Origin of the sequence: Microcoleus sp. Z1_A1 (assembly GCF_036700305.1) — a bacterium.
GTDB lineage: Bacteria > Cyanobacteriota > Cyanobacteriia > Cyanobacteriales > Microcoleaceae > Microcoleus.
Genome location: NZ_JAUBOR010000019.1, coordinates 1 through 13491, shown reverse-complemented (window position 1 = coordinate 13491; position 13491 = coordinate 1). Strand labels below are relative to the sequence as shown.

Sequence of the window (13491 nt, the reverse complement as noted above, 5' to 3'; positions counted from 1 at the left end):
TCTGCCTTCTTCTTTTGGAAGGGGTTTTTACCTCAAATTCTCAAATCGGTTTTTCTCTCATCTAAAACTGTTAGGTCACATAACCTCCCTTAGTCCTAAACCTAGGGCGACTCCTAAACCTGCTCGCTGTTCTGGGGTAATTTCTTGGCTGATTTCGACTCCTAGGGTTTCGATGGGATCGACTTGAGATGCGGGCAAGCTTAATCTTTGCATAAAAAATTCGTCGAGTTTGCCGATCGCAGCTCCCGGACCCGCTAGCAGTAGTTGCGCTACTTCGAGTTCTTCGCTCTGGTTGAGGTAAAAGTCTACTGAGCGGCGCAGTTCGTCTGCTAGTTCTCCCAATACTTTAATCATCGCATTTGTTCCCGGATTGGCGTCTCCCGATGCGCCCATTGTATCTGTGACTGGCAGGGTCATGCCTTGCAGTTCGCTGGTGTCTCTGGTTGGTGGCAGGTTCATGGCTTGGTTGAGGGCGGTCTGGATTTGGTAGGTGCCGATCGGGATGGTACGGTTGAACTGAGGTATGCCGTCCACTACTATAGCTAACTCGGTGCTGTCAAATTCTATGGCGGTGAGAACTGCTGCTTCTTGGGAGGAAAATTGTTGCAGTTGTTCTTTGAGGGTGCGGATTAGGGCAAAACTGGTTACTTCTAATACGTCTATAATCAATCCGGCTTCTTTGAATGTTTCGATGTATGTGTCGGTAACTTCTCTGCGGGTTGCTACTAAGACGACTTGCACTTTTTCTACTCCGTCGTCATCTACAAAAAGGCCTATTTTTTGATAGTCTACGTCGGCGTCTTCTCTAGGAAATGGCAAGTACAGTCCTGCTTCTGCGTTCATGTAATCCCGCAGTTCTTCTTCGTTGAGTTCTGCGGGAACTGGGATGAGGCGGATGACTGCTTCGCGGCCTGGAATGGCTGTGGCTACTCGCTTGGCTTTGATTTTGTTGTCCGTGAGGACGGTACGTATTAGTTCTGCCATTCCCGGCGGATCGACTATTTGTCCTTCTTGTACATAGTCTTCTGGAACTTCTATTGAGGCTAGGATGCCTAATTTTAATGCCTGAGCTTTCTTTTCAAGCTGAATGATGTTGATGCGGTCTGGGGCTATTTCGATCCCGATTCCTGGCTGGCGTTGGGAAAGTAGACCTTTGAAAAAGTTAACCATGTGATTGGGTCGCCGATAATTGCTATTTTTTTCTTTTGTAGTTGGCCAGCCTGATTCAGCGCGCAGGCGTGTTGGAGGGTTGGTTTCCAACTGCAGCCAGAGTGCTGTAATCTCGGTATCCCGCCTTCTTCTGCACAGCTCAGTCTGTGTTGCGCGATCGCTAGTTCCGATTTTATGCTATCCAATTTACTTGACAATAGCTATTCTGCGGAGAATGTCAATAAATTCCAGCTCGATCGACCGAAAACCCGCCGATTCTGCACAAAAACCGACTATCTCGCTCCTGAACCCAGGTACAAAACTCTGTTACTGACTCGTGAGCGCTTGATTCGGGCGATTCCCTACGGGATAGCTTCGCCGCGCGTGCCTTTGTCTGACAAGCGAATTTCCAAGGTGTTACCCGCCACGTGATTTATCTCGCGCAAGTCAATCGAAAGCATCTCAAATCTAAAATCCTTGCGTCCCCCGAATTTATCTCGCGCAAGTCAATCGAAAGCATCTCAAATCTAAAATCTAAAATCGAATGACGGTTCCCATAACTCTCAAATTTTATTCTATGAAACGTAAATCTTGGCAACTTTTTGCTGTTTTTGGGCTGGTGGGGCTGCTGCTGTCTGCGGTGGTGAGTTGCAGCAAGCCGGCTGTTAATTCCCAGGCAAATAATACGCAGGAAATCGAGTTCTGGACTATGCAGCTTCAACCTCAGTTTACTGAGTATTTCAACAAGACGATCGCCGGTTTTGAAGCGGAAAATCCGGGGGTGAAGGTGCGTTGGGTGGACGTTCCTTGGTCGGCGATGGAAAGCAAGATTTTGGGGGCTGTTTCGGCGAAAAATGCGCCGGATGTGGTGAACCTAAATCCCGATTTTGCTTCGCTGTTGGCGGGACGCAATGCTTGGCTGGATTTGGATTCTCGAATTCCGCAGCAAGTTCGCGAGCTCTATCTCCCAAATATCTGGAAAGCTAGTGTACTCGACGGCAAGACTTTTGGCATTCCTTGGTATCTCACGACTGGGGTGACAATTTACAATACGGAGTTGTTGAAGAAGGCTGGAATTGCTAAGCCTCCTGCTACTTATGCCGAGTTGGCAACTGTGGCGAAGCAGGTGAAGGAGAAGACTGGCAAGTTTGCTTTTTTTGTGACTTTTGTGCCGGAAGATTCGGCGGAAGTTTTGCAATCTTTTGTGCAAATGGGTGTACCTTTGGTGGATGCTAAAGGCAAGGCGGCTTTTAATACTGCTAAGGGCAAAGCTGTTTTTCAGTATTGGGTAGATTTGTACAATAACGGACTTTTGCCACAGGATGTTTTGGTGCAGGGACATCGCAGGGCGATCGAGCTTTATCAAGCTGGGGAAACTACTTTTTTAGCTTCGGGCCCTCAGTTTTTGAAGGCGATTGCTGAGAATGCTCCGAGTATTGGTGCTGTTTCGGCTGCTGCGCCTCAAATTACGGGGGAAACAGGTAAGAAGACTGTGGCGGTGATGAATTTGGTTGTGCCCCGCGACAGCAAGCGCCCTGATGATGCTGTCAAGTTTGCTCTGTACGTTACTAATTCTCAAAATCAGTTGGCTTTTGCTAAGGCTGCTAATGTTTTGCCTTCTACGGTTGAGGCTTTGCAGGACGATTATTTTAAGACTGTTTCTGCTGATGCTCCTGCTGCCGATCGAGCTCGGGTTGTTAGTGCTTCTGGGTTGACTTCCGCTGAGCTATTGATTCCGCCTTTGAAGGATGTTAAGAAGTTGCAAAAGGCGATTTATGACAATTTGCAGGCGGCAATGTTGGATGAGAAGTCGGTAGACCAAGCTGTTGCTGATGCTGCTAAGGCTTGGGATCAAAGGTAGTTTTTAAGTGAAGCTGGGGCGGGATTTTTTTTATTTCGCCCCTTGCTTTTTTAGGTCACTTGACGTATTATTAAATAATGGGAATCTGTGCCGCCATATATAAGCAGATATCAGCCTTTAAATGTAAGGTGCGTCGCCTCGCAGAGCTTCCAATCATCGCGAAAAATTCGATGGCGACGCACCTTACGATTAGCAATCGCCCCTTGTTTTTAAGGTTGAATTGTCCAGTCTTCCTGCACTAAATCAGGCACTTGCGAAAAATCTCGGTAGTTGCGCGTAACGAGGATAGCCTTATTAGCAAGTACAATAGCAGCAATCCGCAAATCTTGCGTGCCGATGCGTATTTTTTGACGGCGTAACTCAGTGTAAATAGTGAAAGCATTCGGGTCAAATTTCAGAATGTTGAGATTTTTGAAATCATCTAATGTATCCCATAACCTGGTGTAACCCCATACTAATTTGTCCGCTTGCGAAGATGTCGAAGCCTTTCTGATAAAATCGAACCAGCCGCGAATTACTTCCTCTACGGTTACGATAGTTACAGCAAGGTTTTCTGCGTTAACCTCGATTCGCTGCACCATCATTGGATCATTCTTTTGCCAATCGGAGAAACAATTCGTATCAAGTATGTATAGGCTCATTCTGTCTCAACCGCATCGTCAATTTGACTGTAATAAGCTTCGGTTTCTGCATCGAGTTCGCGGCGATATTCTTCTATGTGTGCCAATACCTCATCGTAATACGGATCGTTTTCATACTTACCAGCTAACCTCACCCAAGGATTGTTCGATCGACTATTCGTGAGTTTGACAGAGACGATTTCTGCTTCGGCTAGCTGGGCATTTACTAAATCGTGAAGGTTTTGCAGTGCTTGCGATCGCGTCTCGCCAAAAGCTTTGCATTCGGGCCATCCCAGCAACGCTGCACTGACTGTTGTGTCTGATTCGTTTTTAATGATTATGTGAGCAGTTGAGCTGTCGAGGTCGCCCCCAAAGTTAGTGCGATCGGCTGCGCGAATGTCGCAGGTAGCGTTACCTGTTAACAGTGTTTTTGTCTTGACTGTCTGCTTGGTGTTTTCCTGGCGCGGATTTTCTCTTTCTCCAATGATAAGCGGGTCTGCTTTGCGAAGCGCGTCAAGAAATTTGACCATGTTTACTCTCTCCTTGGTGTTTTCCTGGCCTAACTTTTCTATTACTGGCCCGATCGCCGAGGCAGGAGTTACCTTGACTGTAGAATCGATGTTTTCCTGACGCTGCTTGATTATGTTTCGCCTGAAAAGCTCGTCAAATAGTAAAGTTTGCTCTTGGGCTGGCAAAGCTTCTATATATTCAATTAGCCTTTGCACCGATATAAGGCTGCTCATAAACTTCTATCTCTAAATTTTTCTAAACTCACTTGTATTGTAACAAAAATTTGGCATTGGGCATTGGGCATTAGGCATTAATCTTTTTTGCTCTCGCCCCTTCCTTTTTTCGACCACTTGACGTATTATTAAATAATGGGAATCTGTGCCGCCATATATACGCAAATATCAGCTTTTAAGTTATTATCGAATGATGAAATTACCGCCTCTTCACAACGCGGAGTCGGAGGAGAACTCTGGATAAGTCAATCTCGACTATTTTAGAGGTAAATGTTTGTTGATAAAAACGATCGCTCATCCCAGAAACCGGGTTTCTTTATCCCGTGCGAGCCTCTTTCTCAATTCAGCTTAATTGATGATTTGTACGAATACAGCCTGAATTCCTCAAATATTCAGAAATTTGACTCGTGTTAAAATCAAAACTCAGCTCAGAATAGGATAAAATTCTTATGCCAGCGATGACACTCAAAGATTTAAACCAAGTTCAAACCCTTTTTTCCGAAGCGGGTTTAGATTACAAAATTGAACTAGAAGACGGGAGACTTTCAATTGTGGGGCCATCAGACATCGTATCCAGTGAAATCAGCAGTATTTTGATTCGTTTGCTGGGTAACTGGGTTTATCCCCGTCGCTTGGGGAGAGTCTTTGACTCCGCAGGCGGTTTCATCATGCCGGATACGAATGTGAAAGCGCCGGATGTTTCTTTTGTGCGCGCCGCCCGCTTGCGCCAAAGTCCGCGTTATTTTGGAGAACTTGTCCCCGATTTGGTGGTTGAGATTAAATCTCAGATCGATCGCATTAAGCTTATAGAAACCAAGGTTTTGAAGTTTATAGAGTTGGGTGCGATCGTCGGAATTCTGATCGATCCTGATGAAGAAACAGTGACTATTTATCGCTCTACAGGTGAACCGACTGTTTTAGGAAATGGCGATATATTAACAGTAGCAGAACTTTTTCCCGGTTGGGAATTGCCCATTTCGGAATTGTGGCCTCCTATCTTTACTGAGGAAGAAACACAATTCTGATGCGTTTAAGCTTGGGATTGTTGTTGTTGCAGAAAATAGCCGACGAGATAAAGCGAACCGCAAAGGATTGTTAGGTTGTCGCCTGTAACAGCAGCATCTAAAGCTGTTGTTAAGTCGGGGAAGGCTTGACAGAAAGTTAATTCGGGGCAGATAATTTGAGCTAGGGCGGCTAATTCTGCGGGGGATGATGAGTTTTGATCGGGTACGGGTACTAGGTAAAGTCGATCGCCCTTTTTGAGTAATGCTTTCAAAATATCGTCGCAGTCTTTAGTCGCAAGAATGCCGATTACCCAGTTAATCGGTGACGGGTGATTGTTCAGGCGATCGACATATTCACGCAGGGCGATAGCTGCAGCCGGGTTGTGCGCGCCGTCAATTAATATGTGGCGGTTTTTCCAAGTTGTCTGCTGGAGTCTTCCGGGCCATTGGGTTTTGGCGATACCGTTTTCGATGGCGGTTGGAGAAATTTGCCATCCTTGGTTTTGGAGAGTTTGCAAAGTTGCGATCGCAATTGCTGAATTCATTAGTTGAAATTTTCCCAGCAGCGGCAATTGATATTTTATTTTAACTGCATTTTGATTTAACTGATATTCTGCGAATCCTTGTCCTAAATCTATAGCTGGTTTTACCCAAGTTGCCGGACAGTCTAATTCTTGAATGCGTTTTTCTACTACTATTCTAGCTGATTCTGGCAATTCTCCGATCACGGCCGGACATTTTGCTTTGAGAATTCCGGCTTTTTCCCCAGCAATATCGGCGACGGTGGGGCCGAGTATTTGCCAGTGTTCGAGACTGATAGAAGTGATGACGCTAGCGAGAGGTGTTTCGCAAACGTTAGTCGCGTCTAATCTACCGCCCAATCCAGTTTCTATGACTGCGATGTCTGTTTTTTGTTCTGCGAAATACAGCCAAGCTGCGGCGGTGATTATTTCAAATTGAGTGGGAGTTTCGGTGTTGTTTTCGGTGGCGGCGACAACTCGTTCTAGACACTGTTGCAATTCTGTTGGGGAAATCGGTTTTTGGTTGATGCAAATTCTTTCTGTCCAATCGATTAGGTGCGGGGATGTGTAGCGCCCGACTCGATAGCCTGCTTCTGTTAGTACGGAAGAGAGATAAGCGCAAACGGAACCTTTGCCATTGGTGCCGGCAATGTGGATAATGGGTACTTGTTGGTGGGGGTTGTCTAGTTTTTGGAGAAGTTGGTGAATTCTTTCTAGCCCCAGATGGACGCCGAAATGTTGGTAAGATTGAAGGATGGATTCTGTATTCATTGAGGATGATAAGTTCTGTTTGTGTGTGAATTAGATTTTTTTTATTAACCGCAGAGGGCGCAGAGGGCGCAGAGTGAGAGAAGAAAGAGATAGATATGTAATAAAAGAGAGGTTTATAATTGATTTATTGTATTTATTGCGGGTGAAAAAAGGTGGCTTTGGATATTATTTCTCTGTTTTCGGGTTGTGGGGGGTTGGATTTGGGTTTTCGCTTGGCTGGGTTTAATGTGGTTTGGGCGAATGAATATGATAAGTCTATTTGGGATACGTATAATTTCAATCATCCTGAAACTATTTTAGATCGCAGAGATATCAGAAAAATCAAATCTGATGAAATTCCCAACTGTATTGGGATAATCGGCGGGCCTCCTTGTCAAAGTTGGAGTGAAGCAGGGGCTAAGCGGGGGATTGATGACTGTCGGGGTCAACTTTTCTGGGAGTATATCAGAATTGTGCGGGACAAGCAGCCTTTGTTTTTTTTAGCTGAGAATGTTAGCGGTATTTTGGCGGCCAGAAACAAGGAAGCTTTTACTTATATATTATCGCAGTTTGAGGACATCGGGTATCGGGTTTCCTACAAGTTGGTGAATGCTAGAAATTTTGGGGTTCCGCAAGATAGGCAAAGGGTGATTGTTGTTGGCTATCGGCAGAATCTGGGTTTTGGTTTTGAGTTTCCCGAACCTGGAACCGAGGTTTTGACGCTGAAAGATGCGATTTTTGATTTGCAGGCGATCGCGCCTATGTCAGTTAAGGGTAAATTAGATAATTATCACGATTCTGTCCCAAATCACGAATGTGCGGATTTGGGGTTTTCCAGCATTTATATGTCGCGCAATCGAGTTAGAAGTTGGTCAGAACCTTCGTTTACCATTCAGGCAAGCGGCAGACACGCACCTCTCCATCCTCAAGCTACTAAAATGATTTTAGTTGGCAAAGACAAACGCATTTTTGACCCCAATTCGCCTCTGCCTTACCGTCGGCTTTCTGTGCGAGAGTGCGCCAGAGTTCAGACTTTCCCGGATGATTTTATTTTCAAATATAAGTATATTGCTGACGGATACAAAATGGTCGGCAATGCTGTTCCTGTGAATTTGGCGAGAGTTTTAGCCAGTAAGATTTTTGAGGATATTGTCAACTTAAGCCGACCATCTACCAGTCGCTAGGGAATGAATTCCACGGCGCTTTTAGCGAAAGTCATCGCTATAAAGACTAATCTCAAATCCGTATTATTCATCTCTCTCTTCTCCTCCTCTGTGTCCTCTGTGGCCTCTGCGGTTTAATAATTCCGAATTATCTGTCATTGAAACTTGGTTAACTGACCGAGATTGTGCCCAATCGCATTTGTCCCGCGAATATGAGACAAGGGAGAACCTCCGTACAAAAAGCTATTCAAACTAACTTGATAATTTTGTTGAACTGCTAAATCCAACCACAAATTGTTAATCGCCTCTCCCGGCTTGTAGTCGGGAATGTTGTGCTGATAATAAGGAAAACTGTCTATACAAGTATTGAAAAAGTTTTTCCGCCCGCAATGCTTTAAATACTGATATCGCGGTTTGAATTCTGTTTGATTTTCCAATACTGTATATATAGTATCTGCGAGAGATTCTGGGTCAAATTTGGCGTAAAGACCCGCACCTTCGGGGAAAACTGGCGATTTGCCTCTGGCGTATTGGTTGAATTCTTCAAAGCAAATTACTGGTACGTTGCAACTCATGGCTTCGGTAATTCCCCGGTTTTTTCCTTCGAGGAGGGAACCGAGGACGAATGCTTGTGCCCGCGAATAATATGTGGGGATTTCGCTGTAGTAGTCAACTCTCGGTACTAAGTTAATGTAGTCCGACGGATTGCCTAAAATTGCCTCTACTTGCCGCCATTCTTTTAAGGCGTACTCGTCGAGAGTTTTCAGGTTGCTAGCATCAAATTCGTGGCCGGTGACTACTGTTAATTTTATCGGTTTTTGCGGATATTTTTGACGGTAAACTTTTAAGGCTTTGGCTATGATTGGCAAATTTTTTTCTTCGGAAATTCGGGCGACGGCTAGCAAGTCGATGTCTTTGGCGGGGACGTTGCGCGGGGAAATTAAGTATTCGTTGATGAAGTCGGTGTCTTGTAGTGGTATGATTGGTTTGTGTGCGCGATCGGGATAAGTTTCGCGAAACCACTTTTCTCGCTGCGGGTTTTTGTATAAACTGGAGTAGGCGTCAGCTATGGGGGCCCAGGAGTAGGAGATTCCGGGGGAATAGGTGAAGGAGAAAAATACTGAGGAAAGTTGGGGAAATAGTTTGTTGATGAGTTCGACTGCTTCGCTGAAGTAAATTCCTTTGATGAAACGCCCTTCGTAAAACAATGGGGGAAGCAAGACGTAGAAACTGACGGTATCGAAGCGGTGGGGTTGGTCTTCAAATATCTCCCAGGTAAAGGCGTCTAAGTCTGCATAGATTTCGGCGATTGGTTTGTTGATGTGGGGGTTGCGTAAATATGGTTTTTGTCGATCGTAGTTTCCGCGTACCATATAATTCTGAGTGTGAGTATCTAGCTTTTTTTATTTAACCGCAGAGGGCGCAGAGGGCGCAGAGAAGAAGAGAGATATTCACAAGTTATCTAAGGGTTGTTCTAGTGATTCATTGTCGCCTATTGTGAGGGCGAGTTGGTATATTTGGCGGCGGGGGAGGGATGTTTGTTGCGCTAGCTGGCGGCTGGCTTGGGAACGACTTATTCCTTCTGCAATTAATGTTTGCAATTCTGCTTTAATGGCGTCTTCGGAAAATATTGGTGCGGCTGTTTGGATACCGGCAATTACCAGGGTAAATTCTCCCTGGGGTTCGCGATTGGTGTAAAGTTCGATCGCACTTTCTATACTACCACGCCAAAACTCTTCGTGCATTTTGGTTAATTCTCTGGCCAGCACAATCTGTCTGTCGCTTCCCAAACTATTTGCTAAATCTTGTAAAGTTTGTCGCAATCGGTGCGGAGATTCGTATAATATTATAGTGCGGGATTCTATTTGCAAAGCTTCTAAACTCTGTTGGCGTTCTTGACCTTTTACGGGTAAGAAACCTTCAAATACAAATCTCTCTGTGGGTAATCCTGATGCAGTTATGCCAACAATGCAGGCGGTCGGGCCGGGAATCGGAATAATGTTAATATTAGCATCGGCGCAAGCTTTGACTAACTCGGAACCGGGGTCAGAAATTCCGGGCATCCCGGCATCGGTGACGAGGGCGATATCTTTTCCTAAATGCAGTTTGTCGATGAGTTCGGGAAGTCGTTGGTGTTGGTTGTGTTCGTGATAGCTGATTTGGGGAGTTTTGATTTGAAAATGGTGCAAAAGTTTGCCTGTATGGCGGGTATCTTCGGCGGCGATGAAGTCTACTTTTTGCAAGATTTTGATGGCGCGAAATGTCATGTCTTCCAGGTTGCCTATCGGGGTTCCTACGATGTAAAGTGTTCCTGTATTGGGATTTGCTTGCATTTTAAGATTGAGATTTTTTAACGATAGGACACGGGCGGGACGCCCATGCCACAGGCCCATGCCACACATTTAAGAAGATATGAAAACTGGATTGTTTTTGGGATTGGCGACTTTAGATTTAATTTATTTGGCCGGGAAGCCTCCGGGTGAAAATCAGAAAGTTGTTGCTTCTGATTGTACCATTGCTGCGGGCGGGCCGGCGGCTAATGCTGCGGTCACTTTTAGCTATTTGGGGAATGCGGCGGTATGGGCCGGCGTTTTGGGCACTCACGCGATCGCCCAATTAATTCGTGCAGACTTAGCGGAGTATAATGTCAGGATAATCGATTTGGAACCGGGGCGATCGCACTCGCCGCCAGTTTCCTCGATTATTGTAACTGAAGCAACGGGCGATCGATCGGTAATTTCCATCAATGCTACGAAATCGCAAGTTGACAGTCAAACAATTAACCAGGATATTTTAACCTCAGTTAATATTGTACTGCTTGACGGACATCAAATCGCAGCCAGTCAAGAAATTGCTCAACTTGCCAAGTCAAAAAACATTCCCATTGTCCTCGATGGCGGCAGTTGGAAACCCGGATTAGAACAAATATTACCTTTTATTGAATGGGCTGTATGTTCGGATAACTTTCATCCGCCCAACTGCGACAATTCCGAACAAGTCTTTGCTTACCTCTCAGCAGCCGGAATTCCCAATATTGCCATCACTCGCGGCGAAAAATCAATTTTATACCTCAGCAATGGCAGTTACGGCACTATAGAAGTACCTCAAATTCAAGCCACAGACACTTTAGGCGCGGGCGACATCTTTCACGGCGCTTTCTGTCACTACATTTTGCAAAATAATAACTTTACAGATACTCTCACCGCATCAGCTAAAATCGCTTCCCATTCCTGCAAAAATTTCGGAACCCGCGCCTGGATGAATAAGAGTTAATTTTCAATTAAAATTAACCAAACTATCCGGTTAAAACCCCTCAAAGCTAGAAAACTTGAACTAGCAACACCTGTTAAGTTAAAATCCTGACAGCAACCTCGACAAAATTTGTGAACTTCCCTTTTCTCTTCCTTCGCGCCCGTGGAACAGGCGTCTCGCCTGTGAATTTTCGCAGTTCGTTAAAATTGCTATATTAGTAAAACAACCTCAAATCAAACCAAACAGTCCCAAAACAACATACCCGAATCATGTCTGACACCCAACCCCTAACTATCACCCTTCCCCCTTTGCGGATTACCCTAACAGAACAACAGCAAGTTAACCTAGAATGGCTGACACAAAACTTGCCCAATCTACTCACCCCAAGCAAACAAGAACTTCCCGACAATATGAAACAGTGGGTGGCGGCTAACAAATTATTAAATCAACCCGATGCAGAAATCATTCAAGGACTAATAAATACCGGCATAGATGCGGAAACAGCCACCGCAGAAGTTAGGGAAATCTCCTCTCATCCCTACTTTCAAGCAGGCAGTCAGTACGTGCAGTTATTGCAGAAATTAGAATCGCATCTCAGGATTAGCAATCAATTAGCTGCATTGTCTTCCAAGTTTGGCACAATCGAACGCAAAAGCAGTCTTTCCAGAGAGTATTTTCTCGAAAATTACTACGCCAAAAATACTCCAGTAATTATTACCAATATCATGCACAACTGGAAAGCGTTGCAGTTGTGGACGCCGGAGTATTTGCAAGAAAAATATGGCGATGCAGAGGTACAAATTCAAGCCAACCGCAATTCCGACCCGAATTACGAAATCAAGATAGAAAATCACAAAAAAATTGTTTTGTTCCGCAAATATGTAGACATGGTGGTCAAGGGCGGGCCTAGCAACGACTACTACATGGTTGCTAACAACCAAACTCTTGAAAGAGAGGAATTTAAACCGCTATTTAACGACATTGAAATTTTTCCCGAATACCTCAATCCAACGGATACAAAAGGCAGAGTTTTCTTTTGGTTCGGGCCGAAAGGCACGATTACACCGCTACACCACGACCCAGTTAATTTAATTTTAGCTCAAGTGTCTGGTCGCAAACTAATTAAATTGATTTCTCCGCAACAAACACCTCTGCTTTACAATCACGTCGGAGTTTTCAGCAAGGTTGATGGCGAAAATCCAGATTATGACAAATACCCGCTTTACAGAGATGCGAAAATTATTGAAGTGATTTTGGAACCGGGAGAAGCTATCTTTATTCCTGTCGGTTGGTGGCACCATGTAAAATCATTGGAAGTGAGTATTTCGGTTTCGTTTACTAATTTTGTGTTTCCTAATTATTATGAATGGAAATATCCTCATATTAATTGGTAATTGCTAATGTATGGTTCCCAGGGGCGGGCACGGGGGCACCGCCCCTACAGAAATCGGCGTTTATCTGCGGTTCAAAAAAAAAGAAATTCATGAAAACTCTCGAAGAAATCAGCGAAATTTCACGATCGATCGCCTGGAGTGCATCAGATATCCTACAATCCTATTATCGCCAGGATTCCAACACTCCTAACCTCGACATCCAAGAAAAAAAAGATGGCCCCGTCACCGCCGCCGATGTCGCTGTCAACTCTTACATTCTCGACGGATTGCAGTCGGCTTTAGGGAATGCAGAATTTGGCTATCTCAGCGAAGAAACTTACAAATCTTATTTAGAAAAAAACGGTCAAATTCCCTTACCTCAAAGTTGGGTTTGGATTATTGACCCTTTGGATGGAACGCGAGATTTTATTGACAGGACAGGTGAATTTGCTGTTCACATTGCTTTAGCCTTCGAGGGAAGACCGGTATTGGCAGTTGTGGCCTGGCCGCAACAGCAAAAGATTTATTACGCAATCCGCGATGCGGGCGCTTTTATGGAAAGTCGGGCCGGTTCTGCGGTCAAGTTGCAGGTTTCGGCGCGAAATATAGTGGCAGATTTATCTATAGTAACTAGCCGCAGTCACCGGGGCGATCGCTTTAATCAATTGTTACAAAAACTGCCATGTCAGAATCAAATAGCTGTCGGTAGCATTGGCTGTAAAATTGCGACAATTGTCGAACAAAAGGCTGATGTTTATATTGCGCTTTCGGGAAAGTCGGCACCGAAAGATTGGGATTTAGCTGCACCGGAATTAATTTTGACTGAAGCGGGCGGTCAATTTACTCGTTTTGACGGTTCTGCTTTGCAATATAACCGGGGAGATGTGAGTCAGTGGGGGGGATTGTTGGCGAGTAATGGTTGCTGTCACGCTGCTTTGTGCGGGCAAGCTGAGGAGATTTTAGCAGGGATAGATGGGGGTTTGAAGTAAGTCCGCGCGTGCGAAGCTATCCCGTAGGGAATCGCCCGTAAAGATGGTAACGAATCAGTTTTAGGG

Annotated in this window: 13 protein-coding genes; 7 read left to right on the top strand and 6 right to left on the bottom strand. The window is 45.0% G+C overall.

What is annotated here, in order from left to right:
* Nucleotides 1-75: 75 nt before the first annotated feature.
* Nucleotides 76-1170, bottom strand: a complete 1095-nt coding sequence (gene pilM / locus QT973_RS14480; RefSeq protein WP_333055140.1) for a type IV pilus assembly protein PilM — start codon at nucleotides 1168-1170, stop codon at nucleotides 76-78.
* A 174-nt stretch (nucleotides 1171-1344) separates the two neighbouring features.
* On the opposite strand from pilM, the gene QT973_RS14475 reads away from it, so the two are divergent.
* Nucleotides 1345-1581, top strand: coding sequence for a hypothetical protein (locus QT973_RS14475; protein ID WP_333055142.1), 237 nt, complete (start codon nucleotides 1345-1347; stop codon nucleotides 1579-1581).
* A 145-nt stretch (nucleotides 1582-1726) separates the two neighbouring features.
* On the top strand, nucleotides 1727-3010 hold the full coding sequence (locus tag QT973_RS14470; protein ID WP_333055143.1) for a sugar ABC transporter substrate-binding protein: 1284 nt from the start codon (nucleotides 1727-1729) through the stop codon (nucleotides 3008-3010).
* A gap of 209 nt (nucleotides 3011-3219) precedes the next feature.
* On the opposite strand, the gene QT973_RS14465 is transcribed toward QT973_RS14470, so the two are convergent.
* On the bottom strand, nucleotides 3220-3651 hold the full coding sequence (locus tag QT973_RS14465; RefSeq protein ID WP_333055147.1) for a type II toxin-antitoxin system VapC family toxin: 432 nt from the start codon (nucleotides 3649-3651) through the stop codon (nucleotides 3220-3222).
* Nucleotides 3648-4373 (bottom strand): hypothetical protein, encoded by a 726-nt coding sequence (locus QT973_RS14460; RefSeq protein WP_333055150.1) that lies wholly within the window; start codon nucleotides 4371-4373, stop codon nucleotides 3648-3650. Before QT973_RS14460 ends, QT973_RS14465 begins: the two co-directional genes overlap by 4 nt.
* Nucleotides 4374-4822: 449 nt before the next feature.
* On the opposite strand from QT973_RS14460, the gene QT973_RS14455 reads away from it, so the two are divergent.
* Nucleotides 4823-5398: a Uma2 family endonuclease gene (locus QT973_RS14455; RefSeq protein ID WP_333055154.1), complete on the top strand. Its 576-nt coding sequence runs from the start codon at nucleotides 4823-4825 to the stop codon at nucleotides 5396-5398.
* A gap of 5 nt (nucleotides 5399-5403) precedes the next feature.
* On the opposite strand, the gene QT973_RS14450 is transcribed toward QT973_RS14455, so the two are convergent.
* Complete coding sequence (locus QT973_RS14450) at nucleotides 5404-6669, bottom strand: folylpolyglutamate synthase/dihydrofolate synthase family protein (RefSeq protein ID WP_333391589.1); 1266 nt, start codon at nucleotides 6667-6669, stop codon at nucleotides 5404-5406.
* Nucleotides 6670-6821: 152 nt separating this feature from the next.
* Here QT973_RS14450 and QT973_RS14445 point away from each other — a divergent pair, with 152 nt between their 5' ends.
* Nucleotides 6822-7832 (top strand): DNA cytosine methyltransferase, encoded by a 1011-nt coding sequence (locus QT973_RS14445; protein ID WP_445305695.1) that lies wholly within the window; start codon nucleotides 6822-6824, stop codon nucleotides 7830-7832.
* A 134-nt stretch (nucleotides 7833-7966) separates the two neighbouring features.
* Here the strand turns inward: QT973_RS14445 and QT973_RS14440 are convergent, their stop codons facing one another.
* Both QT973_RS14440 and rsmI read right to left on the bottom strand, forming a co-directional pair.
* Nucleotides 7967-9184: a glycosyltransferase gene (locus QT973_RS14440; protein WP_333391585.1), complete on the bottom strand. Its 1218-nt coding sequence runs from the start codon at nucleotides 9182-9184 to the stop codon at nucleotides 7967-7969.
* 78 nt (nucleotides 9185-9262) lie between these two features.
* Nucleotides 9263-10144, bottom strand: a complete 882-nt coding sequence (gene rsmI, locus QT973_RS14435) for a 16S rRNA (cytidine(1402)-2'-O)-methyltransferase (protein ID WP_333391583.1) — start codon at nucleotides 10142-10144, stop codon at nucleotides 9263-9265.
* A gap of 79 nt (nucleotides 10145-10223) precedes the next feature.
* Here rsmI and QT973_RS14430 point away from each other — a divergent pair, with 79 nt between their 5' ends.
* The 3 genes from QT973_RS14430 (at nucleotide 10224) to QT973_RS14420 (ending at nucleotide 13425) form a co-directional block, all read left to right on the top strand.
* Nucleotides 10224-11084, top strand: a complete 861-nt coding sequence (locus tag QT973_RS14430; RefSeq protein WP_333210643.1) for a PfkB family carbohydrate kinase — start codon at nucleotides 10224-10226, stop codon at nucleotides 11082-11084.
* Between the two features lie 248 nt (nucleotides 11085-11332).
* Nucleotides 11333-12457 (top strand): cupin-like domain-containing protein, encoded by a 1125-nt coding sequence (locus tag QT973_RS14425; protein WP_333055165.1) that lies wholly within the window; start codon nucleotides 11333-11335, stop codon nucleotides 12455-12457.
* Nucleotides 12458-12546: 89 nt separating this feature from the next.
* Nucleotides 12547-13425, top strand: coding sequence for an inositol monophosphatase family protein (locus tag QT973_RS14420; protein WP_333210641.1), 879 nt, complete (start codon nucleotides 12547-12549; stop codon nucleotides 13423-13425).
* Nucleotides 13426-13491 lie beyond the last annotated feature (66 nt).

Bases quoted from the DNA above. Each gene is read 5' to 3' on its own strand.
- QT973_RS14450 (WP_333391589.1), bottom strand. From the start codon at position 6,669: ATGAATACAGAATCCATCCTTCAATCTTACCAACATTTCGGCGTCCAT.
- QT973_RS14475 (WP_333055142.1), top strand. From the start codon at position 1,345: ATGCTATCCAATTTACTTGACAATAGCTATTCTGCGGAGAATGTCAAT.
- QT973_RS14430 (WP_333210643.1), top strand. From the start codon at position 10,224: ATGAAAACTGGATTGTTTTTGGGATTGGCGACTTTAGATTTAATTTAT.
- pilM (WP_333055140.1), bottom strand. From the start codon at position 1,170: ATGGTTAACTTTTTCAAAGGTCTACTTTCCCAACGCCAGCCAGGAATC.
- rsmI (WP_333391583.1), bottom strand. From the start codon at position 10,144: ATGCAAGCAAATCCCAATACAGGAACACTTTACATCGTAGGAACCCCG.
- QT973_RS14460 (WP_333055150.1), bottom strand. From the start codon at position 4,373: ATGAGCAGCCTTATATCGGTGCAAAGGCTAATTGAATATATAGAAGCT.
- QT973_RS14425 (WP_333055165.1), top strand. From the start codon at position 11,333: ATGTCTGACACCCAACCCCTAACTATCACCCTTCCCCCTTTGCGGATT.
- QT973_RS14455 (WP_333055154.1), top strand. From the start codon at position 4,823: ATGCCAGCGATGACACTCAAAGATTTAAACCAAGTTCAAACCCTTTTT.
- QT973_RS14465 (WP_333055147.1), bottom strand. From the start codon at position 3,651: ATGAGCCTATACATACTTGATACGAATTGTTTCTCCGATTGGCAAAAG.
- QT973_RS14470 (WP_333055143.1), top strand. From the start codon at position 1,727: ATGAAACGTAAATCTTGGCAACTTTTTGCTGTTTTTGGGCTGGTGGGG.
- QT973_RS14420 (WP_333210641.1), top strand. From the start codon at position 12,547: ATGAAAACTCTCGAAGAAATCAGCGAAATTTCACGATCGATCGCCTGG.
- QT973_RS14440 (WP_333391585.1), bottom strand. From the start codon at position 9,184: ATGGTACGCGGAAACTACGATCGACAAAAACCATATTTACGCAACCCC.